The organism is Streptomyces cadmiisoli, from assembly GCF_003261055.1.
GTDB classification, from domain to species: Bacteria; Actinomycetota; Actinomycetes; order Streptomycetales; family Streptomycetaceae; genus Streptomyces; species Streptomyces cadmiisoli.
This window is the reverse complement of the sequence record NZ_CP030073.1, coordinates 1,767,878-1,779,023: the sequence shown is the minus strand read 5'-3', so window position 1 is coordinate 1,779,023 and position 11,146 is coordinate 1,767,878. Positions and strand designations below refer to the sequence as shown.

The 11,146-nt window shown below is 72.2% G+C and carries 8 protein-coding genes; all 8 read right to left on the bottom strand.

Going from position 1 to position 11,146, the window contains the following annotated elements:
• Positions 1-21 precede the first annotated feature (21 nt).
• The 8 genes from DN051_RS07280 to DN051_RS07245 all read right to left on the bottom strand — a co-directional run bounded on the left by DN051_RS07280 (position 22) and on the right by DN051_RS07245 (position 11,125).
• Positions 22-1,161, bottom strand: a complete 1,140-nt coding sequence (locus DN051_RS07280; protein ID WP_112438295.1) for an NUDIX domain-containing protein — start codon at positions 1,159-1,161, stop codon at positions 22-24.
• A gap of 76 nt (positions 1,162-1,237) precedes the next feature.
• Positions 1,238-2,323, bottom strand: a complete 1,086-nt coding sequence (gene fxlM, locus DN051_RS07275; protein ID WP_162624876.1) for a methyltransferase, FxLD system — start codon at positions 2,321-2,323, stop codon at positions 1,238-1,240.
• Positions 2,320-2,499: a hypothetical protein gene (locus DN051_RS07270; protein ID WP_112438293.1), complete on the bottom strand. Its 180-nt coding sequence runs from the start codon at positions 2,497-2,499 to the stop codon at positions 2,320-2,322. Before DN051_RS07270 ends, fxlM (DN051_RS07275) begins: the two co-directional genes overlap by 4 nt.
• Positions 2,500-2,643: 144 nt before the next feature.
• On the bottom strand, positions 2,644-4,584 hold the full coding sequence (locus DN051_RS07265) for an ATP-binding cassette domain-containing protein (RefSeq protein WP_112438292.1): 1,941 nt from the start codon (positions 4,582-4,584) through the stop codon (positions 2,644-2,646).
• A 232-nt stretch (positions 4,585-4,816) separates the two neighbouring features.
• Positions 4,817-5,929: a hypothetical protein gene (locus DN051_RS07260; protein WP_112438291.1), complete on the bottom strand. Its 1,113-nt coding sequence runs from the start codon at positions 5,927-5,929 to the stop codon at positions 4,817-4,819.
• Positions 5,930-5,933: 4 nt separating this feature from the next.
• Positions 5,934-7,979 (bottom strand): methyltransferase, FxLD system, encoded by a 2,046-nt coding sequence (gene fxlM, locus DN051_RS07255; protein WP_112438290.1) that lies wholly within the window; start codon positions 7,977-7,979, stop codon positions 5,934-5,936.
• Between the two features lie 39 nt (positions 7,980-8,018).
• Positions 8,019-9,089 (bottom strand): lanthionine synthetase C family protein, encoded by a 1,071-nt coding sequence (locus tag DN051_RS07250; protein WP_112438289.1) that lies wholly within the window; start codon positions 9,087-9,089, stop codon positions 8,019-8,021.
• The gene (locus DN051_RS07245) at positions 9,086-11,125 is read right to left on the bottom strand and encodes a lantibiotic dehydratase family protein (RefSeq protein WP_246040946.1); all 2,040 of its coding nucleotides are present in this window, start codon (positions 11,123-11,125) and stop codon (positions 9,086-9,088) included. The genes DN051_RS07250 and DN051_RS07245 overlap by 4 nt, the downstream gene beginning before the upstream one ends.
• Between the last annotated feature and the right edge of the window lie 21 nt (positions 11,126-11,146).

Here is an 11,146-nt window from a genome sequence, read left to right as displayed (position 1 = left end):
GAGGCGGGGTGGTCGTTCGTGTCAGCTCAGCCGCATCCCCTCCGGCGGGACTTCCTCGATGGCGGCGGCGCGAGCCATGGGCAGGCGCCACCGCTTCCGGGCTGTCTCCGCGGCGAGCAGGGCTTGCCGCGCTCCGGGCGGGCCCCATCCCAGGAGAGCGGCTGCCTGGGCGGGGGTGGCGAGCAGGCGGGCGAAAGGGCGCCCGGTGGCGGGGTCGGCGGTCGCAGGCCCGATGGCGGTGACCCGGGCGGCAAGGCGGAGCCGGGCGTTGGGCCCCACTCCGCCGTAGACCTCGCCGGTCTCGTCCAGCACCCAGCCCAGTCGTACCGGATCGGCCAGGGTGAGTTGGGCTTCCTCGGCGGCTTCGCGATGCAGGGTGTCCTCGGGCGTCGTGTCGGTCGTCTCCACGGTGCCGCCGGGCAGCATCGGCAGGGCGCCACGAGGGCCGGGGTCGGCCACGAGGACGACCCGGCCGTCCGGGACGAAGCACCACGCCCAGGCTTGCTGCACGGGGAGCCGCTCAGGGACGGGGCCGCGGTTGAGAGGGCTGTCCCACAAAGGCCGGTAGCGGACGTGCACGTCATGGCGGTCCAGCGCCGGGACATCGAAGATGTGTCGGCCGTCGGCGAGTTGGGCGGTGGCGGTGTTCCCGAGCCGGGCACGGTAGGCGGCGAGCATGATCTGCCCGTCCACAGGGCGCAGCCGCTGTACCGCGTCCCGGGTCTCCAGGAAGGCGAACTCGGACAGCTCCTCGCGCGGCAGGCGGATGGCCTCGACCTGGTCGGGGCAGAGGGTTCCCCCGTCGAAGACGAACCGGATCTCCCCGGGGAAGAGAGCGCCGGGCTGAATGTCGGGGTGGTGCGGGGAGAGGGAGTGGACTGCGAGCACGCCTGCCAGGGGCAGGTTTGCCAGGCCCAGTTCCTCGGTGATCTCGCGGCGGCAAGTGACGTCCGGATGTTCGCCGGGTTCGACGACGCCTCCGGGCAGCAGCCACGAGCCGTCCTCGCGGTAGGTGGGGTGCACCAGCAGGACCCGGCCGACCTCGTCGGTGATGATCGCGGCGGCGCCGACCCATACTGCGTGCCGGGATGCGGCCTGCTGTCCCGTGGACAGGGCGGCATGTGGTGTGACGTGATCCGAAGGGGAGACGGGAGAGGTCACGTAGCTCTGCCTTCCGAGACGGTGGACGGGCGAGTGCAGCGCGGGCGGGCGAGCGGTGATCAGGAGGCACCGCCGTTCATCGGGCGCTGCAGCTCCCCGGGTCGGTGAGCTGGGCAGCGCTGCTGGGAACGATCGGCCAGTCCACGGTGATACGGGTGTGCTTCTTGGCGAACACGTGCGGTTCGTGGTCCGTGTCTGCCGGAGCACAGTCGGCTGTCGGGCGGGCGGTGATGAGGGGGCAGCGGGCGCCGCGGTGGTTACGCTGCCAGTGGCGTACCTGCTCGGCCATCTCCTGCGCGGCGACGTCGCCTTGGGCGCCATGGCCGTGGACGACGAACTCGTACAGGCCCTTGCCGTCGTCTCCGTCGCCGATGCGTTCGGTGGCCAGCCGGGCGAGGGAGGGTCCGCGGACGATGGCGGCGCCGGGCCAGTGCTGGGGCGGCGGGTTCAGGACCTGGTTGTCGCCGTCGGGGTCGACCTCCAGGCGGCAGAAGCCGGGCAGGGCGCCGGCGAGGTAGAGGGTGAGGGCGTCGAAGGGTTCCTGACCGCGGACGGTGATGTTGGTGCGGGTGACGGTCGGCTCGTAGGCGAGGGCTGGGGCGAGTTGGTCGACGGGCAGCGGGGTGCCGTCTTCCCAGGACAGGTGGACTCCGGTGCCGGGGACGGCGCGGCGGTTCGTCTGCCAGGCGCCGTCGCCCTGCATGGCGACGAAGCCGCAGACGATGAGGGGCTCGTCGCTGTGCAGTGCCCCATTGTCCCTGGTGAAGCCGATGGCCCAGTGGTAGCCGTACAGACGCAGCGGTGCAATGAGACGGCCGCCTTCGGCCAGGGCGTCGATCCAGGGCAGGTCCCAGGTGTCGACGGTGACCACGACGGCGTCGAAGCCGCCGTTCGGAACTACACCGGTGGGCAGGTGCTCGGCGTCGGCGGTGACGACGTGGACTTGGTCGTATCCGTTCTCGCTGAGGAGGCGGGTGGCCCTCTCGGCGACGGCAGGGTCGATGTCGAGGGTGGTGACGTGCCCGGCCGGGCCGACGAGTTCGGCCATGAGGGCGGCGTTGTAGCCCCCGGAGCCAATCTCCAGGACACGGTGGCCAGGCCGAATGCGAGCGGCTTCGAGCATGTCGGCCTGTAGCCACGGTGCGGAAACGGAGCTGATCACCCGGCCGTCGGGCGCGTGGCGGGTGGGGATGATGCCTTGGCGTACGCCGCTTCCACAGCGACGTCGGGAGCGAAGACGTGCCGGGGCACGGTTCGGAAGGCGCGCTCGACAGCGGCGGTGCGGATGTGGTTGTCGGCGCGGAGTTGCTCGACGAGCTGGTGGCGAAGCTCGCTCACGTCGCTAACTTTCGTAGCCGGTGGAGTCGTCACGGCATTCCTTCCGGGGCTAGTTGGGCGGGTTCGGACGTGGAGCGGAGGGAGCATCGGGAGCGGCCCTGTGTCTCTGCCTGGCAGAACGGTGGCCTCGCACGGGCCGGGTGATCAGGGGGTGTCGCCGCTCATCCGGCGCTGCAGCTCCCACAGGGTCCGGAAGAGACCTGGCTCCTGGGTGAGCTGGGCGTAGGTGCCCTCCTGGACGATCCGCCCTTCGTCCAGGACCACGATCCGGTCGGCGACGGCCACGTTGGTGAGGCGGTGCGTGATCAGCAGGATGGCGCGGTCCTTGGCCAGTTCGCGCAGGCCGGCGAAGATCCGGTGCTCTGCGCGGGCGTCGAGGGCGGCCGTGGGTTCATCCATCACCAGCAGCGCCGCCTGCCGGTGGAACGCGCGAGTGAGGACCAGGCGCTGCCACTGCCCGCCGGAGAGCTGCTGTCCGCCGAACCACTCGCTGGTCAGGAGGGTGTTCAGGCCGGAGCGGAGGCCCGGCAGCATCTCCGCGGCGCCGGACGCCTCGCAGGCGGCTAGCAGGGCCGCGTCGCTGGTGTCGCCCTGCCCGAACGTGATGTTGTCGCGCATCGTCAGCGGCAGGTACGTGAACTTCTGCGGGACCAGCGCGACGTGCTCCCACGACCCCCACGGGTGCAGGTCCGCGGTGGAGGCGTGGTCCCAGGCCACGTCGCCCTCGGTGGGCAGCAGCAGCCCGCACAGCAGGCGCGAGAGGGTCGTCTTGCCGGAGCCGTTCTCCCCGACCAGCGCCACGATCTCCCCGCGCCGCACGTGCAGGGAGACGTTGCTCAGGCTGTCCTTCGGGGCGCCGTCGTAGCGGTAGGTGACGTCGCGGACCTCGAAACGCTCCGGGGGCACGGCCACGGGCGCGGTGCCGCGGGAGTCGGTCATGGCCTGGCCGTGGGCGTTGTCGAGGAAGTTCTGCCAGTCCTGCACGTACCAGCCGGTGCGCACCAGGCGGGCCCCGCCGTTGATGATGCCGCGCACCGAGCCGGTGGCGGTCTGGAGAGCGAAGACGGCGCCGCCGCCGGCCGCCAGACTCATCCGCCCGGAGGCCAGGAGCCACAGCAGCGCCGCCCACACCGCGGTCGAGGCGATCCCGCCGGCCACGGCTCCGGCCAGTCCCATCCAGGCACCGGCGTTCGCGGCTTTTCGTTCGGCCGCGTTGACCGAGGCGGCCAGCCGCCGGTACCGGCCGATCAGGAAGGGGCCGGCCAGGCAGGCGCGCATCTCCTCACTGGACTCCTGATAGGCCATGTGCCAGCGCAGCTTGCCCAGCATCCGGCGCCGCCCGGAGGTCTCCAGCCCGGCGAGGTAGAGCACGCGGGCGGAGCGGACGTAGGCGGCGGCCTGCGGCAGGCAGGCGAGGAAGAGCAGGGGAAGGAGCAGGGGGTGCAGGACGGTCAGGACGGTGGCGCCGGCCGCGAGCGTGGCGGTGGCCGCGAGGACGTCCTGCGCTTCTTCGACGAGGTCGGGGGTGACCTGGGCGCCGCGGTCGGCGATGTCGTAGGCGTCGTTGTAGCCGGGCTTGTTGTTGGCGGCCAATTCCGCGCCGAGCGCGGCCTCGATCATCGTCAGCTCCGCTGCCCGGCCGAGCACCGGTCGCAGACGGCCGGTCAGCCAGACGACGATGATGCCCAGCAGCGCGCGCAGGCCAGCGGCGGCGGCGATCACGGCCAGCTGCGGGGCGGCGTCCCACAGCCGCTCGGTGATGTCGCCCGAGGCGATCAGCGCGGTGATCGTGCCTGTGACGGCCAGGAGGCCGAGGGCCGCGAGGACACCCGTCCCGATCTGGCACACCAGCAGTCCGATGGTCGCGCCGCGGTCCACGCGCCAGGCCATCTGCACCGAGCGCCACACGAGCGAGGGCAGGCGCCGCGCCATGGTGCGGGAGGTCAGCAGGGAGCCGGCCTGGAGCCGTGACTCGTCGCGGTAGAGGTATTCCTCCTCTCGAACACCGGCCTCCTGCGGTTCGTCGTCCGGCGCGGTCTTCTTGGGCGGTTGCGGCGGCTGGTCCTGCGTAATGGCCGAGGTCATCGTTCCCCCTAGGACGGTCGCTGCGGCAGAGTCGTGAGGTCTAACGACACGGCTGCGATATCGAACACACGTCATTCGGTCGTGCTGGGGAGCCCGCTATTTCCTGCGTCAGGGAACCCCGCGGGCGCGGGATCCCTGGTCTGGCTTGGAGCGGCTGCGGGCAGGAAATGGCCGAAACGCCGACACCGCCAAACAGCGTGGGCAGCACGGGGGCATCCCGGGTCGTCCCCTCTTATCTGGGATCTGGTTCGGCCTGCAGCAGCCTTTCCAGTTCTGTCTCGGCGTGGCCGACCGCGCCCGTCAGAGCCTCATGGTGGTGGGCGGACAGGACGCCGGATCCCAGTCCGGCCGCGGTGATCACCGCGTTGAGCGCGTCTGTCGCCCCGTCGTCCAGGGCGGACGCGGCGACGGGGTGGTGCAGTGCGTCTCGTGCGGCGTAGGCGTCGAGTCGGGCGACGCTGATGAGGGAGTCGAGTATGGGGGCGGCATGTCGTCCGGTGCGGTCCAGTTCCAGGGCTGACAGGCCCGTCCGGGTCTGGAAGGCGGCAGTCGGCGGATCGGGGTGGGCAAGGAGCTGGACGGCCTCATCAAGGGTGCGGTCGAGGTCGGGTTCAGGGACGGGGGTGTCTACGGGCCGGCAGTGGGCGTGCAGGAGGAGGGCGATGGCTCCCTCCCAAGGCTCCGTGGGCTGGGTGGTGTCGATCAGGTCGCGGGCCTGTTGGTCCAGGCCCTGTTCCATCAGGGCCATGATCTTGATCTGGCGGCCGTCGAGGAGCCGGTTGCCGATGCCGCGGTGCTGGGTCATGGCGTCGGCGGCCTCGGCCCACCGGCCGATGCAGGCGAGGGCGCGGGCGCCGTCCACGAGGAGGGTGACGTACAGCTCCTGGCACACCGCGCGGTGATCCTCGTCCGTGCCGGTCAGGGTCGAGAGGTCGACGGTGTGGCCATCGATCTCGGTCTTCTCCCGCTGCCGCGCGGCGCGGTTGAGGCGGTCCAGCAGGTCGTAGGCGGCCTCGCCCTGGCCGTCCCGGGTCAGCAGCCGGGAGAGGTTGACCAGCGGCATCAGCGACATGACAGCGATCGGTCCGCTCAGGCGTCCGGCGTCGGCGAAGACCTGGTGCTGGCGCCAGCACAGATCCTCAGCCAGGTCGGGCAGGCCGACATCGGAGGCGATGAGCGCGGCGTAGTTGAGGACCCCGCAGGCGCGGGCCACCAGGTCGTGGTGGCTCGCACCTGCGGGCGCGACGGTCAGCCCGGTGAGGTGGTTGATGCGCTCCTCCAAGGGGAGCGCGGGCGCCTTGGTGCGGCGGACCAGGGGGATGCGGCTGGCTATCGCGGGGATCATCGGCTCAGCCCTTGCGCGCCCAGTCGATGACGAGTCGGCTGTAGGGCTTGTCGACGAGGAAGCGGGCGTCGTCCGCCGTCAGCCGGTCTCGCGAGTCCGCGACGGCCATCCGGAAGCCCGGCTCGGGGGCGTCGTTGCCGCCGGTCGCGTCCCAGGCGCGGATCTCGCTCACGACGCGCTCGGCGAGGTCGGCGCTGCCCTCGCCGTGGCCGATCACGCCGACTTCCCAGTACCGGCCCTGCTCGTCCTCGCCCTCCCGGATGGTCAGGTATGCCAGCGACCCGCCGTCGAGGGCGGCCATGGAGCCCCACCCGAAGTGCGGGGTGAACCCGGGGCGCTGGCCCGGCAGTCGGGACAGGCCGTTGGGCAGCACGCAGGCCAGGTACAGGTACAGCCACTCCCAGGCTGAGCCCTGCCGGAACTTCACCCCGGTGTAGAGCTTGGTCTGCTGCTGGTCGAGGACGGAGCGCAGCGCGTCGCGGTCGACGTCCTGCTCGCTGAACGTCTCCAGGCGCACGTTGCCCTCGCCTGCCATCGGTACGAGGGTGTACACGTCGTCGCAGACGCCCTTGCGCAGCGGGATGAAGGTGGCCATCTCGCAGGAGACGGTCTTCCACGTGTCGCCGTCGCGTTCGAAAGCGAAGGATCGGGAGATGCTGCCGCGGATGCGCATCGGCAGGACCAGGCGTCCGCCGGGGGCGAGCTGGTCGAGGATCTTCACGGGTACGTCGCCGGCGCCGACGGTGAAGATGATCCGGTCGTAGGGGGCGTGCTCGGGCAGCCCGGCCGCGCCGTCGGCCATCACCGCGGTGGCGTTGTCGACGCCGGCCTCGGCGAGGTGCTTGCTCGCGCCGGAGACGAGGTCCTGGTCGACGTCGAGGGTCCACACCTGCCCGCCGGGGAAGACGATCTTGCCGAGAAGGGCGGCGTTGTAGCCGGTGGCGGCTCCAGCCTCCAGGACCTTGTGACCGGGCTGGGCGCCGAGCTGTTCGAGCTGGGTGGCGACGATGGACGGCGCGGAGATGCAGGAGATCATCTCCCCGTGCTCGTCGTGCTTGATCGGGACGGCGTCCTCCTTGTACGCGCTCTCCAGGTCGACGCCGGGCAGGAAGGCGTGCCGGTCGGTGGTGCGGAAGGCGTCGATGGCCGCCTTGCTGCGCAGGTGGCCGCTGTCGACGAGCCGCTGGGCGAGGGCTTCGCGCAGCTGGTTGGGGTCGGTTACGGGTGTCACGGTGGTCTCCATTCGAGGGAGGCTAGGGTCCTCTGAGGCGGACTTGGGGGTAGACACGTCAGCGCCTTCTCCGGCGGAGAAAGCGACGTGACGGCCGAGCCACGCGGTGGCGGCCTGCGTCTCGGCAGGCACGCCCGCACGGTTGAACGCGAAGATCGCGTGATGGGCGATGACGCCCCGGATTCCGCGTATCAGTCGACCGTCTGCGGCGAGCCGGCGCAGGCGGCGGCCGGCGTCCTCGAACTCGGCGACGCGCTCGACCCAGCCCGCTTCCGGCTCCGGGCGCAGAGCCGCGTCCGCGTTCATCAGCCTCCGCATCGCGGAGACGGCTTGCTCCAGCGCGGTCCCCTGGGGTGGGGTGACGGGGGGCCGCAGGGCGGCCCACCGGGCGTACACGTCTCCGGCTTCGAACGGGTCCAGCCCGGCCTCGCGGATCATGGCGGACAGCAGCATCACGCTGCGCTCGCGGGCGCCGGCGGTGCCGGTCTCGGCGAGCGCGGCCGGACTGTCGGCGCAGAACACGTCGTGCGCGACCTCCATACCTTCGGGGCCGCCGAAGGCATGGGTCTCCGGCTCGTAGATCCCGCCCGTCCAGCCGGTGATCACGCGGTCGGCGACGAGCTGGTCCAGCAGGCCGGTGGCGGGCTGTTCGGTGCGCAGGCGCACGCCGGCGTCCTTGCGCAGGAAGTGGAAGCGGCGCCCGGCCAGCGCGGTCGCCAGGGCCTGGGCGGCGTCCGAGTGCGGGTCGGGGAAGGCCACGGAGGCGTGCCACCAGGACGTGTCCGGGGGGATCGGCAGGTTCTCGTCGTCGAAGGCCATGGGCAGAAAACTCCTTGCGAGGCGGCGGGGAGAAGAAGGTCAGGCGAGCAGGAGGACGCGGGTCCAGCCGGTGGTGTCGGTGGCGTTCAGGGCGAGTTGGGCTCCGGCGCGGCCTTCCATGAATCCAGGTTTGGGCAGGTGCTCCCAGTCGGCGGCCAGCCGTCGGTACAGGTCCTGGATGATCGGGGTGAAGCGTGCGGGTACGGGGCTGTCGGCGGCGACCACGCGGGTGAGCATCAGCAGCCCGGCCCAGCCGTGGCAGAGAGTCGAGTCGGTGATGCGGGCGAGCCGCAGCGGGTCGGTCAGGATGGTCTCGACGGTGTCCTCGGCCGCTCGGCGCCGTGCGGGGTCGCCGAGGGCGAGCGCGGCGAGCTGCTGGGCGCGGGCGATGCCGGGCTGGCCGTAGCACCAGGACTGGCGGGCCGGTTCCGCCTCGGGTGGCTGGTCGGCGTCCAGGTGTGCTGCGGTGGACCAGTAGTGGGCACCGTGCCGGTCGAGCCAGGTCGCGAACGTGCCGACGGCTTCCTCCTGGCCGGGGACGCTGACTCCGGCGCGCAGGGCGAGGGAGAGCACGGCCAGGGGCCCCGCGATGCCGTGGGCCATGCCGTTGTTGCCGTGCCCGCCGGCCATCTCCTTCCCGTCCGGGCCGACCGCCGACCACCACCCGGGCAGCATCCGGCCTTCACCACGGGCGGGGTGGGCGAGCGCGACGAGGCAGGCGAGCACGTCGGGCAGCCGGGGCGCGATCGGGCGGCGGGACAGCAGCAGGGCGGCGAGTCCGGTCAGGCCGCGGATGAGGTCCCATTCGGCGAGGTGGGGCAGCGCGCCGGCCGCCTGACGGCGGTGGGCGGCGGCGAGCCGGGCGTCCACGACGCGGTCGACGGCCGCGCGGACGTCGTCGCCGACCCCGTGGGCACGGGCCAGGACGAGCTCCAGGGCGGGTGCGCCGTGGAAGAGGCTGGCGTTGCTGCCGGTGCTCACCCCTCGGACGGTGGCCTGGGCGAGGTGGCGGCGGGCGGTGGACAGGTCCCGGCGCTCGATGTCGAGCAGGGCCATCCCCAGGGCGCCCTCGGACAGGTCCTGCGTACGGGGCACGGTCGTCGTGGTCATGAGCGCCTGGCCAGGGGGACGACGATGCTGTGGGACCGGCCGCCGATCCACCCGTCGGCGTCCGGCGGGGGCGCGTCGTGCAGCGTGGCGATGCCGAAGGGGTTGGCGTCCAGGTGCGCGCGCAGGAGGTCCAAGTCGACGTCGCGGGTGAGGTCGAGGGGCAGCTGCTGGTCGTCCTCGGCGAGCAGGACCCGCTCCGGCACCCGGAACCGGGCACGCCAGGCATGGAGTTGGTCCGCCCACTGCTGGAGTGGGGCGGTGCGGGCAGGCAGCGTGCGGCTGCGGATCTTCCACCGGGCGGTGATGAGGATGGTGCGCCGGTAGGTGAGGGCCGGGGTGAAGGGCAGGGTCCAGGCGGCGCCCCAGTCGAACCAGGTCACCTGCGGGGAGGTGGCCCGGCTGATCTCGCCGAGGAAGCGGGCCATCGGCGGGGTGTAGTTGTTCCACAGGAAGTTGATGGCGGTGGGGGCCAGCAGCTCCAGCGGCTTGCCCGTCGCGGACTCCACCAGCTGGGGGCGGCCGTCGGCGACGGTGACCGACAGGTCGCGGGGGAAGAGGACGTGCGGTTCGGGGCGGCGGAATTCGCCGACGCTGACGATCCGGGGCAGGGCCTGGGGCGCGCGGGTGAGCAGGTCGGCCGGCACGCGTCCGGCGTGGAAGGAGAGCTGCGCGAGTTCCGCCTCCGGATCGACGGTGGGCAGGTTCGCGTACGCCTCCTCGGCGCCGGCGAACAGGTGCCAGAACCGACCGGTCATCGAGCCGGCCGAGCGGGAGACAGTGAGCACGCGCAGCCGGAAGTCGCCCCGGTCCAGGGCCGGAACAGAGGTGGCGTGGACCTGTGCGGCCAGTTCGAGGTGAGGCGCCAGGCCGTGGGGCTTGTCGCCGGCCGCTGCTTCCAGTTCCTCGATCATCGCCCCGGTCACCGCGACGGTGCGGCTGCCTTCGGCGGCGGCGGTGCCGGCCAGCTCCAGCAGCAGGCGGTCACGCCGGGACATCGGCCGGGGCGGTTCGCTCGCCGTGACGAAGCCTGCAGGGAAGCCCACGCCCCGGTCAGGGTCCGTCACCGCTTCCACCGGCACCGCGGTGTTCTCGCCGTAGCGCTCAGAGAACTGCTCGATCCACCGCCGCCAGGTCGGTGTCCCGGTCGGATGGGTGACCAGGCGGGCCAGGACGGTCGCGGCGGTCTCCACTTCGGTCAGCACCTGCTCGGGCAGCCGCACGTCGGAGTCCAGCCGCAGGTCGCACGCGGTCCGCAGGCCGGCTGCCTGAGCGCGCGCCGCGGGCGGTAAGACGTCGGTGGGGTCGGCGACGGTGGCGGGCGCGCGCAGCGAGGAGCGCAGCAGCCGCACCCGCAGCAGATCACCGAGCAGCCGGTCGCGCGCGGTGCCGCTCACGCCGGGGAACTCCGCGGCCAGCTTGTCGGACAACTGGCGGTACCCGATCGGCGATCGGGCCAGGTCGAGTACGAGACGCAGCGCGGGGCTGAGGACGAGGTGGAACTCGGCGTCGCCCTCGGAGGGCACGTGGATGTGCTGGTCGCGCTGACAGATCAGGGTGTTGACGCAGACCTCGGCGTCGGCCATGCGCGCAGCGTCGCTCTCCCAGGCGCTGAGCATCTCCTCGAGTCCGACCGGCTCGGGGCGGGCCACGGCCTGGTGCTCGTCGCCGATGCGGACAGACGTGACCTGGGCGAAGCCGAGCGGGGCGACGCCGGCGAACAGGCCGTAGGGGGTGGAGCGGCGGGCGTAGCGGATCGCGTAGCGGGCGGTGGCCAGCGCCGCCCGGCGCATCCGGCGCACCTTCGGTGTGCGGCCGTCGATGATGGCCTGCACCTGGTCCGCCAGGTGAGGGCTCGCCTGCGACACGGTCCGGCGGAAGCCGGTGTCGGACCACACCGTGCTCAGCCACGCGCGCCACTCTTCCACGGGCGCCGTGGTCGTCGGCCAGGGCGGCATGGCGGGCTCGGTCGTGTGTACCGCGGCGCGCAGCATGGCCTGCCCCGCGCCCTCGTACAGGCTAGGCCGTTGCCGTGTCATCAGCGCTCTCCTCATCTTCTG

What these genes read in the sequence shown, in the direction of transcription:
- DN051_RS07250 (WP_112438289.1), bottom strand. Translation starts at nt 9,089, where the DNA reads ATGACCACGACGACCGTGCCCCGTACGCAGGACCTGTCCGAGGGCGCC.
- fxlM (WP_112438290.1), bottom strand. Translation starts at nt 7,979, where the DNA reads ATGGCCTTCGACGACGAGAACCTGCCGATCCCCCCGGACACGTCCTGG.
- DN051_RS07260 (WP_112438291.1), bottom strand. Translation starts at nt 5,929, where the DNA reads ATGATCCCCGCGATAGCCAGCCGCATCCCCCTGGTCCGCCGCACCAAG.
- DN051_RS07245 (WP_246040946.1), bottom strand. Translation starts at nt 11,125, where the DNA reads ATGACACGGCAACGGCCTAGCCTGTACGAGGGCGCGGGGCAGGCCATG.
- DN051_RS07265 (WP_112438292.1), bottom strand. Translation starts at nt 4,584, where the DNA reads ATGACCTCGGCCATTACGCAGGACCAGCCGCCGCAACCGCCCAAGAAG.